The sequence below is a fragment of the Bacillus cereus group sp. BfR-BA-01331 genome (genome assembly GCF_022663915.1).
Taxonomy (GTDB): domain Bacteria; phylum Bacillota; class Bacilli; order Bacillales; family Bacillaceae_G; genus Bacillus_A; species Bacillus_A mycoides.
This window is the reverse complement of sequence record NZ_JAKUGJ010000005.1, coordinates 122,968-140,963: the sequence shown is the minus strand read 5'-3', so window position 1 is coordinate 140,963 and position 17,996 is coordinate 122,968. Positions and strand designations below refer to the sequence as shown.

Below are 17,996 nucleotides of genomic sequence, written 5' to 3'. Positions count from 1 at the left end.
GGAAATGATAAACATACAACGTTTAGAAATGGAGTTGATACATATGCCACATACTAGCGATAACGACAAAAAAGCACGCGACAATAATGCAAAGCGCACTCAAAAAAATGAACAAGAGCAAAAAAATATTCAGCAAGGCAAACGTGCATATTCTAAGAAAACCGATCACCTTTGATTACATCGTACATCAACTTTAATGTTGATGTACTTTTTTTACATTTTACAGGGAAAAAACATTAAAAATTCACTTCATGTTCACTTCTATATTCTACAATAGCGATAACATATTCGGATGAGGTGTTAGCATGAAAGGAAAAAGTACATTCATTATCACTGCACTAATAAGTATATTAATACTATCTGCTTGCGGACAAAAAAATGACTCGGCCACAATCGCTACAACAACAAACTCAACCATTACGAAGAGCGATTTCGAAAAACAATTGAAAGATCGATACGGAAAAGACACGCTATACGAAATGGTAGCACAAGATGTTATTACTAAAAAATATAAAGTATCTGATGATGCAGTAGATAAAGAAGTAGAAAAAGCAAAAGATCAATACGGAGAACAATTCAAAGCAACACTAGAAAATAATCGTTTAAAAGATGAAGAAGATTTCAAAAATCAAATTAAATTCAAACTTGCATTGAATGAAGCGATTAAACAAAGCGTTACAGAAAAAGATGTGAAAGACCACTATAAACCAGAAATTAAAGCTAGTCACATTTTAGTAAGTAACGAAAATGAAGCGAAAGAGATAAAGAAGAAATTAGATACCGGCACTTCATTTGAAGAATTAGCAAAACAAGAATCTCAAGATTTAGCATCAAAAGATAATGGCGGAGACCTCGGATACTTCGGGGCAGGAAAAATGACACCTGAATTTGAAAAAGCTGCCTACAAATTAAAGCCCGGCCAAATTAGCAATCCCGTAAAGTCACCAAACGGCTATCACATTATTAAACTAACTGATAAAAAAGATTTACAACCTTACGATAAAGTGAAAGACTCTATACGTAAAGACTTAGAAGAAGAACGTCTTGCCGACCCTTCCTTCGGTCAAAAATTATTACAAGATAAATTAAAAAAGGCGGATATTAAAATAAATGATAGTGACTTGAAAGATACATTTTCTCATCTTTTTGGGAAAGGGAACTAAAATAAAGCACGATCTTATTTTTTCAAATAAGGTCGTGCTTTTTATTCTTTCATTAATACTTTCAACTTTTTCTTCAGACTTTTATAATGCCAATTGATGTGATCTAGTTCTATCTCCATTTTAATCCGGTGCTTATACCTCTTTCTTTAAAAGATTATATGCATTTTACAATTAACCACGGATACCACAATACCTCTTCTGCCTCAATTTCCCCATCATCAATTAAATGGATAATCTGCTTTGCATCTTCATACTTATCAACAAGTGATAATTCATTTAATTTCTTGCCAAACGCTTTAAAGTCCACTTGCAAATTATTATAAATAAATGAGTAAAACCAATCGGGCTCGTAGCCACATATATCAAATCCTAATATTTCATCGTTTTCAACATCAACAGGTAATGAATTTTCGAGAAAGTTATATATAGAAACTTTAAAGTCATTTTCTTCTCGCTCATTTATTAAAAAATCCGTCCGATACTCTTCTGAAAGATGCAAACTAATAATCTCTAAATTTTCTATCCCTTTTAAATAATTTCGCTTAAAGAATCTCGCATCTTCTAAATTTTTAAAAGCATTCGGCCACGAGAACTTTTCTTCTTCCATTAGTGTATCTAAAAAAGATTGTCCGCTTTCATGTTCCTCTTTACTAATCTTCAACCTTCCATTTATCATCTGAGCAATAGGATCATTTTTATTTGAATTACACCAAGTGAAAAACCAATAATCCGGAAATGTAGGTCGAATCCCATTACATATCGTTAAAATCGTTTGTGATAGTCCCTCAATATTGCATTCTTTATAGATAAGTTCCCTATCGTAGGAAATTATGAGGTATCCGGCGTTATAAAATTTCATATGCATATCTCCTTTTCAAAGGGTTGCTAAACATTCATTACAAATGTGGAATCCTCATACTTCCGGTTAGCTATACAGTTTCTACTTTACGGATGCTCTCTAGTTTCTTTATACTCATCAATAATATATCCTGAATAAGCAGTAGCCTGCCTCTCATATCCAATTCTCGTTAGTTTTATATCATTAATCCATTGGAAATAATGCGTTAGCTCATGCGCAATAGTAACCAGATAGCACCCTAAAGCGTTATCTTTTCCATTTTTCTGCACCGTATCATAATAATCCCCTGTCGAAATACGAATATACGGCTCAACATTTCGATCAAACGGCCCAAAGAAAGTACCATAGACTAGCTCTCCATCCATTGCCTTTATTTTATATGAAGTTTTCACATAAATAGGTACTCTAATTGGGAAAAAGTATTCTTGGCGCAGCCATTTACAAAATTCCTTAATGGCTCTTCTTACTTCAGGATCAACATCTGTATCAAATTTCAATCGTAATCCAGTACGGTGACTCTCCTCTTCTAAATTATAATATTCTTCCCAATTCGTCAGCGTCCAAATATGCATATTATCAGCCTCATTACTTCATATTTCCTAAAGAAGGAAGGTTCATTTCGATTATTTGATTGGCTCCCCTAATTTTTCACCATTTTTAGTTTTAATACTAAAACTTTCCTACCTTCTAAAAAGTATAGAATAGTTAATCCTATAACTTTTTGATGTTATAACATACCTCTTCTATACTTTTTACATCCGCTTCAAATGATACTTCATACTCCCATTTTTCACTCCTTAAATCATTTTTAGAAAAAGTAAAGTATACGAAAAATCGATTTCTTTTGAGCTTCACTTTAAGCTCCATTTCCTCTTCATCGGCACTTAATATAACTTCCTTAATTTTTGAGATGCACTGAATCTATAAAACTTTATTTTTCTTTTTTCAAGAATATTATCAATACATTCATTTTGTAATCCAAGAGCGACATGTATGAAGTATTATTACTTTCAATATTTACATAATCATCCCTTTATTACAGGCCAGCATAGTTTCTAACTAAAGCTTTCCTATTTTAATATATTATCCTATATACATCATATTCGTAATACTTTAACTTCCTACTTCCTTTCATTTAACCCCGAATCTATTAATACCCATCATTTGACCTCAATGAAATAAAGTATAACGGACACTATTAAAAAAGATAATCCAAATATCAATAGACGAACCGGTATAGAAATTGATGATAGAGGCGTAAAATACAATGCATAGAGAACAACAAATGGGATTAAAAACATAGCTAATGAATATACCTTACTCTTAATAATAAGCCTAATAAACTTTACTCCGAAAAAGGCCATTACTATGATTCCATACATCCATATTAGTCGTTCATCGAATTCAGTCACCATATCACCCCTTTTTATAAGATTTCCACCCTTTTTTAAACCCTTTATAGAATACATAGCCATCTGGTATCCAACCAATCGGCCCTAAAATCGTCTTTCCTACTGCCTTTCCTCCTAATCTATACCCTGCCATCCTAGCTTGTTTACTAGCTGCTGCGCTTTGGACTCTCGACAAATTCCCACCCTTAGCTGCAATTACATTCGCACTTTGTTGAATTAGCCATTTTGATTTACTTTTGCTTTGGACATATGCTTTACCACCATCCCATATAGGTTGCAAGACTTTAGAACCTGCCATAAGATACCCCACATCACTTCCATATGAATTAATTACTTCTTTTACGCCAGATTTTATTGAATACTGGACTCTTTTATTTTTATACCACTTATACTTATTGAATTTAGCCCAATGCCCATCCGGATCCACCATCATCACCGGATTATTATCTGCATACGTATACCCATTCTGCGTTACTGGATCATCCTCATCACCCGGATCAGGATCCACCGATAAGAACACACCATGATCTGGATTATAATAACGTGCCATCAGATAATACGTGCCAATTTCTTTATCATACATGTATCCCGCATATCCAAATGGATTGTCTGCTGCGATACCTTTTACTTCACTCTTTAATACGTTACCCCACGAATCATATTCATACGTTGCGACAACTTCTCTATTTTGATCTGTCATCGTGACTACGTCACCGCGAGGGTTATAGTGGTAGTATACTGTTTGTCCTTGCGATTTCATTGCTAGACGTGTACCACTTGTAGAATATACATATTGACGAAGTACAGTTCCACTTCCATCTGTTTCATACAATGGATTGATACTGTCTCCATCATAGAAGTAGCGTGTTACTGTTCCACCTACATTCTTTTCAATACGACGATTATCTTCATCATACTTATATGTTGCGAATGCATTGCTTTCACCTTGTTTCGTAATCGCTACAATCTGGTCATCTTCATTCCATGCATACTTATACTTTCCATCAGATGTACGGTTGCCATTCGCATCATACGTTAACGATTCGTTTCCGAATTTTACAAGCTGATTTCCTTCATTAAATGTTGCCGCTATAGATTTTGTTTCTTTTCCATTCTCTACAACTTTCACACTTGTACGGTTTCTAAATCCATCATATGTGTAAGATTTACTTGTTCCGTTTGGTAATGTCTCGTTTAGTAGTTGGTTAATTGGGTCATATATAAAGTTTGTTTCTGTTACTTTTCCGCCTGCACCTTCATGTTTAATCTTCGTACGGTTCCCCACTTGATCATATTCATATCGTTCAGAAAGTAGAATACTGTTTGACGTACCTACTACTAAATCTTTAATTTTGTTCGGGTGATCATAGTTGAAGGTAGAACCTGAACCATTTCCGGCTGTATACGTACGAACATTTCCTTGATCGTCGTAATCAAATCGATACGTTTGAGAACCGTCTGTCACACGTATGTTTTGATCTAACGTGTTGTAGTCATACGATACTTTATTTGTGTATCCGCCTTGCGTTACTGTTTGTTCTTTTAATTTTTCTGTCTTACTATTTGCTTTATCATGGTATGCCCAGTCAATTTTTCCGCCTCGGCTATCCGTTGCACTTGTGGCGCGATCTGCCTTATCGTATGTTTTCGTACGTTCTACACCATTAACATGGTCTTTGACTTTCGTAACTTGTCCATTCTCATCACGTTCGAATGTAAATGAATCTTTTCCATTTCTCTTTTCGCCAATGACGCGGTCTGCTGAATCATAAACAGATTCTAAAATCGAGCCGTTTGGCATTTTTGTCTGAATTTTGTTTGCATTCTCATTATACGTATGTTCAATACGACGGTTTAACGCATCAATGTAGACTGTATTTTTATTATCTACATCATATTCATATTTGTGTGTTTGTGTTTTCCCACCAAACATGACAGATTTCTCTGTTGTATTTCCTTAAAAAAATAATCCCCTAACATTTTAAATATCAATAATAACATGAATATTCAATTAATTTATCGTATTTTTTAGAAAATGGCAAAACAAAAAAGACCCATTCCCTAACAAACTAGAGAAAAATAGATCTTTTTCATTCACTTTATTTCTTAAAGTAAGTCCAACCTTCTTCTTGGTAAATCTTTTCTTCTTTCATCAGTTTACCAAGTGCACGCTTAAAGGCAGCCTTACTCATATTGAAACGTTCTTTAATGTCTTCTGGGTTGCTCTTATCCCAAAACGGCATCGCTCCGCCTCGTTCTTCCATATATGCATAAAGTACTGCTGCATCATCTTCCATTCCTTCTTCTTTACGAGGAAGAAGTGAAATGTTGATTGTACCGTCATCTTTCACGTCAATGATACGGCCTGTTACGCGCTCACCGATGCGGACTTGTTCTTTTCTTTCTGTATGGTGTAAGAAAGCACGGAAATGCTCGTCAGTTAGTATGAATGAACCAACTTGAAGTGAGCGATACACACGTCCATTTACGTTTTTATTGCGCATAGATGGCGTTGCATCTACGATAATTTCTTGCATATCACTGTCTCTTGCCGGAAGAGCAATTAAACGATCACGATTCGTTAATTTTAACGTACAATATAATTCGTCGCCTTCCTGAGGCCATACTGGCATATAAATTGGAAACTCATCAAGTGGAATTAGTATATCTTTCGATACACCAATATCAACAAACACACCTAAACTAGGAATAACTTCTACAACCTTTACCCAATTCCAATCATGCGTTGTAATAATTGGTTCCTTCATTGTTGCTGAAATACGATTTTGGTGATCAAGGTATAAGAATACATCAATCGTATCGCCTTCTGCAATTTCTCCAGCTAATTCGTTTTTATGTAGGAAGATTTCTTCCTCTTCGTTTCCAACCATATATCCGATTTCCGTTTCGCGTAAAACAGTTACCTGTTCAATCGATCCTAATTGCAAATACATATTTTTTAATTCCCTTCTATATATATAAAATTATCTTTTTTATCATTCCAAACAAAAGTTAATTATAACACGATTTTTCCTTTATTTGTCCAACTGCCCAAAATTCACTATAATTAAATAAAGACTGTATCTATAGGACTATATTCCTCTACGGATGATCCGTCAAAACACTTAAGTTGCAACACTCTATCTAATCGATGTATTTTCCGCTATACTTTAATATGTATATTACATAGCCTATTTAGGTGCATGAAAAGATAGAAATTTATTTGGAGGTGCTAACTATGGCAAAAGAGAGTTCTTTTGACATCGTTTCGAAAGTAGAATTACCTGAAGTAACAAACGCAATTAACATCGCATTAAAGGAAATCCAAAACCGATATGACTTTAAAGGTAGTAAAAGTGATATTAAATTAGAAAAAGAAGTACTTGTTTTAACTTCTGATGACGAGTTCAAATTAGACCAAGTAAAAGACGTTCTAATTTCTAAACTTGTAAAACGTAACGTTCCAATTAAAAACTTGGACTACGGAAAAGTTGAAACTGCATCTGGTAATACTGTTCGCCAACGTGCAACTCTGCAACAAGGTATCGATAAAGATAACGCGAAAAAAATTAACAACATCATTAAAGAAATGAAATTAAAAGTAAAAACGCAAGTACAAGATGACCAAGTACGCGTAACAGCGAAAAGCCGTGATGACTTACAAGCAGTAATCGCAGCCGTTCGCAGCGTCGACTTACCAATCGACGTACAGTTCATTAACTACCGCTAAGAAAAAAAGATCCTCTATCTATACAGAGGATCTTTTCTTTTTAACCGCAATTAAAAAAGCAATAAATAATACATTCACACCAACTATTAAGGAGATAAATAACCAGTTCACACCTGTTTCTTCGCTAACTTTATACACATTCGACTCTTCACGCTTTAAAACAAGATAAAACTTTCCGTTTTCTTCTCTTATAATTTCGTCTTCTAACAATCCTCTTAACTCTTGTTTTTCACCAATTGCACTTACAGGTAAGGAGACCTTTTGCGTTTTTTTCGTATTATTAATCGCTACTAGTGTTACTTCATCTTTATACTTTCTTTTTAGTATACTCATTCCATCTTTATCATATAGAAGTTCAAACGTACCACGTCGTAAAGATGGTCTCGCTTGTCTAAGTTCACCTAGCTTCGTTATGTGCTGCATAAACTTTTCATCAGATTTGAAATCCATTAATCGTCTATTATCTGGAGCATCTCCCCCATCTAATGCGATTTCAGTTCCGTAATAAAAATTCGGTATCCCCGGGGATGTTAATAAGTAAGTGATCGCTAGTTTTAAACGAGACGGTGGGTAATACATATTTTCTTTTGCAATACGTGCAAATCGCTTTGTTTCTTGATTATCTAAAAACGTAGCGAATTCCTCTTCTTTTCCACTCACATCATATAAAGGTTTCACAGACATATCTGCTTTTGAAAATGACTCTACTATTTTTTTATAGTACTCATTATCTTCCTTTGTCATAATGTGAAAATCTTTCTTTACCTTCTGCAAATCCTTTTGTACTTCATCCCAAAAAGCACGCGGCTTTTTTTCACTATGTATCACATAACTTCCGTCTAAATCGACTTCTTTTATCCACCATTTCATCGAGTCAATTAATTGTTGTTCATTTTCTTCATACGGAAATTGAAAGACAACTTTCATTCCTTTTTTGTGAGCCTCATTTACAAGTTCTTTCACATCATTTTCTGTTCCGAAATGTTCATTTACTTTTTGAAAGTTTCGAACGCTTAATCCATCATACTTTTCACTTTCAAAAAGCGGCGAAAGCATAATAGTAGTAAATCCCATTTCTTTTATGTAGTCCAATCTTTTTATAATCCCACGTATATCTCCGCCCTGATACCCTTCTAAATTACCAACGTCTAACTGTTTGTCATTTTTCGATTCTCCGTTATTAAAGCGATCAATCATAATGGAATATATAACTTCATCTCGCCATTCCCTTTTTTCTTCCGCAAAAGTATGTACTGGTACAAACAAAATAACAGCTAAACAAAAACAAATGAATAGTTCCTTAGTCCATATTTTTTTCACACGCATCCCCCAAACTTCCAATTGTAAGAATATTATACCAATTTTTAGAGCAAATCGCATACGTTGATTTTATCCCTTCAAAATACATCATGTTAGATTTTCTAACATTACCTAAAAAGTTTTCTAAATTTTTAGTTGATTTTTCTTTTTATTTCGAATATGATATGAAACATAACATATAGATGTTATTTTTTCTAACATCATAGGAGGAGAGAGAATGAATACGGGGGATACAGTTTTTATTTTTGTAACGACAGTAATGGTCATGTTGATGACACCAGGATTGGCACTTTTTTACGGGGGTATGGTTCGCAGTAAAAACGTACTCAGCACGACAATGCACAGTTATAGCGCAATGGCTATCGTTTCGATTCAATGGATTGTTATCGGTTATTCTTTATCATTCGGACCAGATTGGCACGGACTTATCGGCAATCTCGATTGGTTCGGTCTAAACGGAGTTACCTACGCACCAAACCCAGACTACTCATCTACTATTCCTCACAATTTATTTATGATGTTCCAACTCATGTTCGCTATTTTAACTCCCGCTTTAATTTCAGGTGCATTCGCCGAAAGAATGCGATTTTCTGCCTTTCTTATTTTTATCCTGCTTTGGACAACAATCGTTTACAATCCTGTCGCTCATTGGGTGTGGGGCGTTGGCGGATGGCTGAGAGAACTTGGTGCGCTAGACTTTGCTGGCGGTAACGTCGTTCACATCACATCTGGAGTTGCTGGTCTCGTATTAGCTATTTTCCTAGGAAAACGAAAAAACATAAGCGGTACCTCTCCTCATCATTTACCATTTACAATGTTAGGCGCAGGCTTACTCTGGTTCGGCTGGTTCGGTTTTAACGTCGGTAGTGCATTATCTTTAAATGACGTAGCTTTAACTGCATTTATTAATACAAATATAGCCGCCGCTGCCGCTGCTTTAACTTGGATGCTTTCTGAATGGTTCTTCCAATCGAAGCCGACTGCGATGGGAGCTGCTTGCGGGGTTGTTTCTGGTTTAGTCGCAATTACGCCAGCTTGCGGATTCGTTACACCTTTCTCCGCTCTTCTTATCGGAGCAATTGGCGGTATATTATGTTTCGGTGCTGTCTTCTTCTTAAAAAACAAATTCGGGTACGACGATACACTTGATGCATTTGGATGCCACGGCATCGGAGGAACTTGGGGCGGTATTGCAACTGGACTATTTGCAACTACTACTGTAAATGGTGATGGCGCTAACGGATTATTTTACGGAAACGCATCTCTCCTTTTCAAACAACTTGTAGCAATCGGCGCAACATATGCATTCACAATCATAATGACGTACGCCATCATTAAAGCGATTAACTTCTTCCTCCCTGTTCGCGTCGATGAGCACGAAGAACAAATGGGGCTTGATATTTCGATGCACGGGGAGAAAGCTTATGAGTATACAGAGAGATCTGTGAACTAAAACTTACAAACATACGAAAAAGGTGTACTCCGTTCTAACACGGGGTACACCTTTTTCGTATATTCATAACAACACAAATATTCCAAACTATCGGTATATAAATATCTTTATCTATCTATTCATATAAGCATCTTATCTTTTCAATAGCGAATTTAAAACAAGTTGCACAGCAACAGCGTCATCTAAATAACCGATAGGAAAAATGTAATCTGGAATCACATCGACTGATAGAATAAAATAGATGAGAGCACTTCCCATTAAAGCTAGTTCTACAGGTGTCCCCTTCTTTTTCGTAAATCTCTCATACAATTCTTTCAGATCATTAATGAATGGTCCAATACTGCTTACCTTCTGAATCTTCTCGGTAAACCCCTTTTCAATCGTTTCTTGTCCTTCTTCTGTTTGCGAATATTGTTCGTAATTAGCCAATTGTTGCTCTACATTCGCGATACTAAACTTTTGATCATATAACTGTGAAGATTCAAGTAAATGCTCAATGTTATTAATAGATACATGAATATCAGATTGTTCTTCCTGCTTTGTTCCAATAGAATAACCTGCCGCCACAAACAAATCTGCGATCGGAATACCGAGGCAATCTGCAAACTTTTGCAAATGCTTTGGATTTGCTTTTCGCTTACCATTTATAATCATTGAAATAGTAGCAGTATCAATTCCAGTAAGCGCGCTCAGTTTTCGCATCGATAAAGATTTTTCCTTCAGTAATTCTTTTAATAACAACCCAAGATTACTTCTTTCAGTTCCTTCAGACATATTCCATTCCCCTCTATTCATGAGAATAATCATAGTTGTCACATGCAAAATAACTACAACTTCTATACAATTATATTAACAAATTTTTTTGCCAAGTTACAAGATGGGGATTCGTAATATATGTTTACATTTTGTAAACATATATTACGAATCATAAAATAAAGCCATCTTAAAAAATCGAAATTTTTTAAGACGGCTTTTTCTGCGTAGTTTAATAGAGCAACTTATTGCAACCACTTTCTCAATAAAAAAAATATGCTACTACAAACAATATAAGAACTAATAAAAGTGAAAAATGCAACTAGAAATGAATGGTGCAAGGAAAAAGTTAGCACTGTTAATAACGAAGACAAAAAGAATATATCTAATAAAATAAAATACCCTGAACTTAAAACACTTTCTACTAATTGTAATTCAGCCTCAAGTTCAGAGTACTTCAACCTTTTATAAAGTAATCTCACTTCGTTCACCTTCTATTCATCTGATGTTAAAAATATCATTCCTTTCTCTTTCTATAAAGTGAAACTTTAATCAGTGGAGGTTTTGATCATCCCCGCTGATTATGAACCCGCAAATAGCTGGATAACTCAATCAAAAAACGCAGCAAACGCAATAATTAATAGTAAAGTTCCGCTAATCAATGTTCCAAATTGCCCTAAAGTAAATTTCCCAATACGAACGTGAGCTATCTTTCTCCCTAATGCAACTCCGCCCCAAACTGTTATGAAACTACCAATTGCCGCAGCAACACATATCGCTATCGGATTCAAACCGAATAAACCAGCACCTAATCCGTTCGTTAATGCATTAGCAGACAGACCAATGCCAAGAAAGATGGATTCTACAAATCCGATTCCTCCAGATTCACCTATATTTTTCGTTAAACCATTTATTTCTGTAGATGCTACTTCACCTTCCGCATCTTCAGCTACCACCTTACGAGGAATTGCTAATAATACAATTCGAAGACCAATGACAACTAATAAGAAAGAACCAATGACTACTGGCATAATCCCAGGCAAAATTTTCGAAAGCCATAACCCAAAATAAATCCCGGCCACACTAAACAAAAAGCAAATAACCGAAATGATAAGATTGGAAAAATGACTAATTCGTATGTTGCGAATGCCGTAAGAAATTCCCACTCCTAAGTTATCAATGCTTGATGAAAATGTCAGTGCTAATACCATCATCCATGCTGTCATTTAATTCATTCACTCCTCCGCGCGAAATATAATTCTGAATATTAAGATAATTAACGCGACATGCATAGTATGGAATATGAATAAGGGAGATACAAACTCCCTATATTCCTTCCACTTAATCCCCCTCCTCGCTTAAAAGCGAGGAAGAGTGAACCATTTCATTACATTCATACGATTTGCTTTTCCTTTTTCACGAACAGAGTGAAAAATTTCACCAGTGAAAGATCCCATTTTCGTAGCAACCTCTTTTTGCATCGCTTTATTTTCTGATGCGGCTTTTACACTTAAATCTAACGCCTGCTCAAAATGCTCTAACGCTTTTTCCAAATGATAATCTACATCTTTTTCTACAGCTTTATGCATCATGCTTAATCTCCTCCTCTTCATCTTGCGCTTGTTCAGCTGCCGCTTCTATAATTTCTTGTTCATCAGTTGTGTCATCTTCCACATAAGAAAGTTCTTTTTCAAATTGCTTTTGCATCCTATCCATTTTTGCTTCCACAATAATATCTTCTACTTCTTCTTTAATTGTTTCAAAAGTAGACTTCACACCTCTTGCTCCTGATTCAACAAGCGGACGAAGTGTATTTCTTACGACAGGTAATAAAGCCGCACTCGCTAACGCTAAAGTAGATCCAATAACAACTTTTCGTATCATTTTCATTGCTCCTTTACACTGTTTTTAATAATGCAGATTCAGAAACTATCGGCTTTACTAGATTATTATTCTTATATGAAACTAAATTAATAATAGGATTCGAAATTTTAGATACTGTACCCGCTACAAGAAGAACAGGTATCCATTGCGTCAGTGTTAACGGAACGGTATGGAATATACGAGCTAACGGCGGTACATATATAGCTGATAACAATACGAGCCAAGACGTTCCTAACGCTGCAATAAAGAAACGGTCTTTTGACCAATCGCGAATTGTTTCTTCTGATCCCTCTTGTCTCCAGGAGAAAGTTTGAATGAGCTGTCCGGCAACTAAAGCCGCAAACGCTGATGTTTGCGCTACTGGAAGAGGTACTCCAGCCGCTAAACTAATACCAAATACAGCGAGCGAACCTACCCCAAGCAATACTCCTCTTGTCACAACTTTTTTATACAATTCTTTATCAACAATATCTTGGCGTTTCGTTTGCTTCGTTTTGTTTCCAGGGTTTACAGCTAAAATCATCGCTGGTAAAGCATCGGTAATAAGATTCATTAATAAAATTTGAATTGGTACTAACGGAATCGGCATTCCTACAATAACAGCCGCACTCGTCACTAATACTTCCGCTAAATTCCCCGTTAATAAACAACCAACTGCTTTGCGAATGTTTCCGATGATCGTTCTACCTTCTTTTACCCCTTCAACGATTGAACCGAAATGATCCTTTTTCAAAATTAAATCAGCAACTTCTTTCGTTACTTCTGTTCCGGTTTGCCCCATCGCAATACCAACATTCGCTTTTTTTATAGCCGGTGTATCATTTACACCATCTCCAGTCATAGCGACGATTTGACCGTCAGCTTGGAATGCAGTTACAATTCGTAATTTGTGAGCCGGGGTCACACGAGCAAAAACAGATGTACTTTTTACAACTTCTTTTAATTCCTCATCTGTCATGTTATCAATTTCTAATCCCGTTAAAACACGATCTTCACGATTCCAAATTCCAGTTTGTTTCGCAATAGAAATCGCTGTAGTCGGATGATCTCCCGTAATCATTACTGGCTTCACACCTAACTCAATCGCTTCATGAATACTCTCCTCCACTTCAGGTTTCGGCGGATCAACCATACCGACTAACCCAACAAAAATAAGATCATCATTTTCGTTAGCACTGTACGCAAAACCTAATACTCGTAATGCCTGTTCCGCAAATTTTTCATTTTGTTGTAAAACGACTTCTTTTTCCTTATCACATAACGGATATATTTGACCGTTATCTTGATACCATTTACAACGAGGAAGAATTGCCTCTACAGAACCTTTCGAGAACTTATACAACTCTTCGTCGTTACTCTCTTTACAAACAACACTCATAATTTTCGTCTCAGAATCAAACGGTTCTTCATGATGGCGTTCAAATGACGCCATATCTTCATGCAGCACACCCGCTTTAGAAGCTAAACTTAATAAAGCTCCTTCAGTCGGATCACCTTTCACAACCCATAGGTCATCTTCCTGCTCTAATTTACTATTGTTACAAAGGACACCAATTTGAAGAATGCGAGCTAAATCAGGATTTTCTAGCGGCATACTTTCCGTTTCATGATAAATAGCATCTTCTACATCCATATCTACAGAAGCAGCAACTTTAGATGAAGTTACATCCGCAATCGTCCCTACTGGTTCATACCCATTACCCGTTACACTCCATAAACGATTTGGCGTAGCAATTACTTTAACAGTCATTTCATTTTTCGTAAGAGTTCCCGTTTTATCAGAACAAATAACCGTTGTTCTACCAAGCGTTTCTAAACTTGAAAGCTTCCGAACGAGCGCATTTTGCTTTTGCATACGGAATATACCCGCACTTAAAGCAATCGTAATCATAATTGGCAAGCCTTCTGGAACAGCAGAAGCAGTAAGAGCAACCGACGTTGTAATCATTTGCGCAATTGGCAGTCCCCTAATTAGACCCGCTACAAGCACAAGACCACCAGCTACAAATGCCCCTTTAATAAATGTTTTACTAATAGATGTCACCTTTTGCTGTAATGGCGTAGGCTCTGTTTCCTCCCCTTTCATTAAGGAGATCATATAGCCCATCTCTGTACGCATACCTGTTTCCACTACGATTGCCACCACTTTACCGCGTGTTACGGACGTCCCCATAAAGAGCATATTGTTTCGCTCTGCTAACGAACATTCTTCTAGCATAGTGTCAGCTTTCTTTTCAACTGGAAGTGATTCTCCCGTTAACATCGCTTCATTAATTTCTAAGTTCCAAGAGTTAACAACGCGAAGATCAGCAGGTACACGGTCTCCCGCTTCCAGGCAGACGATATCCCCAGGAACGAGTTCACTACTTGATATTTCTATTTCTGCTTCTTCTCGTATTACTTTACAAACAGGAGCTCGGAATTGATTTAAAGCCTCAACTACCTTTTCCGCCTTCCGTTCTTGAAGCGTCCCAATTATTGCATTTACAACGAGAATTGTCCCCATTGCTAATCCATCAAACCACCCACCAGATATAACAGATAACCCGGCTGCTCCAAGTAAAATAAGCGATGTAAATTCTTTAAATTGGCCCATAAATGATGCAATCCAAGGAACTGACGGTTTCGGTTCAATTTGATTCATTCCGTATTCTTCTTTTCGCATATTCACTTGTGCATCACTTAATCCATATTGTTTCTCAACTTGTAATCTATTCATCACTTTTTCTTGATTAAATGTATACCACGGAATTTGATCTTGTTTAGCAGGAATCACTTTTTGCTGAGAAGAAACCATTTTCGACAATTCTCCATAAGAAAATATCTTCTCGCTCATTCTTTTCGCCCTAGATAAGAGCGTTAACGATAAAGCATTTGCAAATAAGGCGATTACAGGTGCTGTGAATATAGACCAAACTGCTAACATCTCTCCCACCACATTCCACACTTTCGCTGCGCGGAAATGCTCATTCACCAACATATTGATTCGGTTTGCATACGCTGTAGATTGAGAGATATTTTTTATTTCTTCAAATGATATAGACGAAAAATCGGTATTTTTATCAGTTGCAAATAATACCTCTTCTCCATTTGAACGAAGCAATTCCACCCGTTTGGTAGCATCACCCTGCTGCCAGCTATCATCCACACCATATTGAGAAAGAATGTTACGATTTACATGTAAACTATTTTGCAAAACGCCTATACTCCACTTATTTTTACGTAACCCATTGACTACTTCTTTGAGTTCAGGAATAATGGTAACCTTCGATCCAACTAATAGACCGCAGCATTTTTTATTTTTAGCGACGAACTGAACTTGAAAACCTTCTTTTTCAAGTCTCTTCGCTTCCAGCTCATACGCACTTATATCTACACCATTTCGCTCGGCAAAATCTTTACTTCCGAAAAAGGAAGTTATCCCTTGAATTTCACCTTTTATCCCTTCATTCTCTACTTGAACTTCAAACGCCTTTCTTAACGTTCTTCCAGTTTTCGCCGCCTGTTGCACGACTTCTTCTTTCCAAACATGCTCACTTTTTTCAATAAGAGAAGCGGCTGTGCACCAAACTTGCCCGTCATTTTCATCTTGTGAAATACAACTCATTCCCTCTGCTGAGACCTGGAATATACGAGATGTATCATCCAATACTATCGTTTTTGTCCGAGATAATTGCGATAACGACCCACCACTCGGAATGACATATCCTCTTTCTCTTGCAACAAGATCACCTTGTCGCCACGCATATTCTGCCGATGAGACAGCTGGTTTGGGATTAGCCGCTAATAAAACTGCCATTCCGCGCAAAGGATTTCTAGTGAAAGCCCAAGTTGCTCCACCAAAAATCATTCCCCATTTTGATTGTTTTTCACTATAGGCTTTAATCTCCGGGGAAAGGAGATTTTCTTTATACGCCTCATTTTCTTCGTTTATGTTTGCTTGACTACGCTTCCAGTTTAAGTAGTTTAATAGACTAAGACCGGCAAGCACGACAATATTCTCCCGTGCGAGCGCAAGTGCAAGTGTTCCTACACCAAGCACAAGATCAGAATTCACCTTTTTGCTAGCAACCATTTTTTTGAATCCTCGCTTCAAGAACGGATAACCCGTCACAACAGATAAAGCTCCGGATACATAAAAAAGACCAGGACTTCTAGCTAAGGCAGATCTCCCCATAAATAATTGTTTTATGCCGAAAGCACCTAACCCAACAACTGAAAGTGCTAACGGTAACGGCACACCTTCATCCTTTTTGCTATGAACCGTGTCATTATTACGAGAAACTACACTAGATGAATAATCTATTAATTCCTTCTTTTCTTCACTGCTATTTGTACTAGTTTTCTTTCGCTTGGTCACTTGTTCTTCTATAAGTTGAATTATTTTGCAAATGTTATGTAGAGAGGTCTTGTTGATATCGTAAGTAATAAGGGCTCTTCCTGTAGAAATTGAGGGACTTACTTGATAAATACCTTCCGCTTGACTAAATCGGTCTAATATCAAGTTCGCCATGTTCTTGTTGTATTTTAGCTTGTAAATTTCAATTCGAATCCTTCCAGGTAACGATCGTATAAATCTCGTTTTTAATGATTTACTTTGCATCATCATCCTCCTTATCGTCTTGAAGGAAGTAAAAAGGGTTATTGCTCATGTGGTACTTAAGGACTAACGGGCAAATTTTCATAATCTATATTTTGCTCAGAATGATACGCATTTACACGAGAAACCCATTTTTCCTGGAATTTAGAAATTGTATTTGGAACAGCTTCTACCGCTCCTAAAATTGGCGATACTGTTCTCACAGCCACTTTACGTGCCGCTTCTTTCACTTTTGGTAAAGCTTCTTCCATTTCTGAACCAGCACTTTGAATTTGTTCTTTCGCACCAAGAAAAGCTGATACTGTTTTTACTGCTAGTTTTCGTAATCCTTTCCTTGCTTTTGGTGATGCCAATATAACCGCTGCTACCCCAATCGCTATACCAATTGGAGATTTCATAAATCGAAACATATTCATTTCTCCTCACTTAAAGTTATTTCGAATCTTTAAAACGAACAATTCATATACAATTAAGTAACCTTGTAAACCATTTCATCACATCCCTTATTTTGTAAAAAGTATATAAAGAGTATATATTTTTGTTTGTGTTATTTCAACAATTTATTAGTTTTTTGTAAATTTTATGTTAATTCTGAAGATTTTTTTGTAAATACTTCTATTTCTACGTAATGGGATAAGTAATATATTCCATAAACTTTTCTTACTCAATTGTTGAGATTTTGTTGAGAATTCATTTTGTATTTTTACAAATTATAAACAAGGACATGCACTTTTACGAAACAACTTTTATATACTATAAAAAACACTATAAGGAGTGATTTTCATGAGCTTATCCTACTGGAAATACGCTATCCTCAATCAC

The 17,996-nt window shown here is 36.2% G+C and carries 16 protein-coding genes; 4 read left to right on the top strand and 12 right to left on the bottom strand.

Features of this window, described 5'->3' with window-relative positions:
- Positions 1-43 precede the first annotated feature (43 nt).
- Together MR155_RS11530 and prsA are read left to right on the top strand one after the other, a co-directional pair.
- Positions 44-175 (top strand): DUF3941 domain-containing protein, encoded by a 132-nt coding sequence (locus MR155_RS11530; protein ID WP_001120851.1) that lies wholly within the window; start codon positions 44-46, stop codon positions 173-175.
- 130 nt (positions 176-305) lie between these two features.
- A complete protein-coding gene (gene prsA, locus MR155_RS11525) occupies positions 306-1,163 on the top strand; it encodes a peptidylprolyl isomerase PrsA (RefSeq protein ID WP_242309831.1) in 858 nt (285 codons plus the stop codon).
- Positions 1,164-1,317: 154 nt separating this feature from the next.
- Here prsA and MR155_RS11520 read toward each other — a convergent pair whose 3' ends face one another.
- From MR155_RS11520 to MR155_RS11505, 4 genes are all read right to left on the bottom strand, one after another.
- Positions 1,318-2,022, bottom strand: coding sequence for a hypothetical protein (locus MR155_RS11520; RefSeq protein WP_242309830.1), 705 nt, complete (start codon positions 2,020-2,022; stop codon positions 1,318-1,320).
- 86 nt (positions 2,023-2,108) lie between these two features.
- Positions 2,109-2,594, bottom strand: a complete 486-nt coding sequence (locus MR155_RS11515) for a hypothetical protein (protein WP_113937666.1) — start codon at positions 2,592-2,594, stop codon at positions 2,109-2,111.
- A gap of 844 nt (positions 2,595-3,438) precedes the next feature.
- A complete protein-coding gene (locus MR155_RS11510) occupies positions 3,439-4,899 on the bottom strand; it encodes an RHS repeat domain-containing protein (RefSeq protein WP_313897554.1) in 1,461 nt (486 codons plus the stop codon).
- 634 nt (positions 4,900-5,533) lie between these two features.
- Positions 5,534-6,388 (bottom strand): CvfB family protein, encoded by an 855-nt coding sequence (locus tag MR155_RS11505; RefSeq protein ID WP_002011240.1) that lies wholly within the window; start codon positions 6,386-6,388, stop codon positions 5,534-5,536.
- A 284-nt stretch (positions 6,389-6,672) separates the two neighbouring features.
- On the opposite strand from MR155_RS11505, the gene MR155_RS11500 reads away from it, so the two are divergent.
- Entirely contained in the window at positions 6,673-7,164 is a 492-nt protein-coding gene (locus MR155_RS11500; RefSeq protein ID WP_002030284.1) for a YajQ family cyclic di-GMP-binding protein, read from the top strand.
- A gap of 18 nt (positions 7,165-7,182) precedes the next feature.
- Here the strand turns inward: MR155_RS11500 and MR155_RS11495 are convergent, their stop codons facing one another.
- Positions 7,183-8,544: an alpha-amylase family glycosyl hydrolase gene (locus tag MR155_RS11495; RefSeq protein WP_242309829.1), complete on the bottom strand. Its 1,362-nt coding sequence runs from the start codon at positions 8,542-8,544 to the stop codon at positions 7,183-7,185.
- Between the two features lie 157 nt (positions 8,545-8,701).
- On the opposite strand from MR155_RS11495, the gene MR155_RS11490 reads away from it, so the two are divergent.
- Positions 8,702-9,937 (top strand): ammonium transporter, encoded by a 1,236-nt coding sequence (locus MR155_RS11490; protein WP_002087005.1) that lies wholly within the window; start codon positions 8,702-8,704, stop codon positions 9,935-9,937.
- 132 nt (positions 9,938-10,069) lie between these two features.
- On the opposite strand, the gene MR155_RS11485 is transcribed toward MR155_RS11490, so the two are convergent.
- The 7 genes from MR155_RS11485 to MR155_RS11460 form a co-directional block, all read right to left on the bottom strand.
- Positions 10,070-10,711, bottom strand: a complete 642-nt coding sequence (locus tag MR155_RS11485) for a helix-turn-helix domain-containing protein (protein WP_002087007.1) — start codon at positions 10,709-10,711, stop codon at positions 10,070-10,072.
- 224 nt (positions 10,712-10,935) lie between these two features.
- On the bottom strand, positions 10,936-11,172 hold the full coding sequence (locus MR155_RS32025) for a hypothetical protein (RefSeq protein ID WP_002134945.1): 237 nt from the start codon (positions 11,170-11,172) through the stop codon (positions 10,936-10,938).
- Between the two features lie 126 nt (positions 11,173-11,298).
- A complete protein-coding gene (gene ytaF / locus MR155_RS11480) occupies positions 11,299-11,916 on the bottom strand; it encodes a sporulation membrane protein YtaF (protein ID WP_242309828.1) in 618 nt (205 codons plus the stop codon).
- Between the two features lie 132 nt (positions 11,917-12,048).
- A complete protein-coding gene (locus MR155_RS11475) occupies positions 12,049-12,282 on the bottom strand; it encodes a hypothetical protein (protein ID WP_002087011.1) in 234 nt (77 codons plus the stop codon).
- A complete protein-coding gene (locus MR155_RS11470) occupies positions 12,272-12,574 on the bottom strand; it encodes a hypothetical protein (protein ID WP_002087012.1) in 303 nt (100 codons plus the stop codon). Before MR155_RS11470 ends, MR155_RS11475 begins: the two co-directional genes overlap by 11 nt.
- A gap of 13 nt (positions 12,575-12,587) precedes the next feature.
- The gene (locus tag MR155_RS11465; protein ID WP_242309827.1) at positions 12,588-17,177 is read right to left on the bottom strand and encodes a cation-translocating P-type ATPase; all 4,590 of its coding nucleotides are present in this window, start codon (positions 17,175-17,177) and stop codon (positions 12,588-12,590) included.
- Between the two features lie 56 nt (positions 17,178-17,233).
- On the bottom strand, positions 17,234-17,584 hold the full coding sequence (locus tag MR155_RS11460) for a YtxH domain-containing protein (protein ID WP_002087015.1): 351 nt from the start codon (positions 17,582-17,584) through the stop codon (positions 17,234-17,236).
- Between the last annotated feature and the right edge of the window lie 412 nt (positions 17,585-17,996).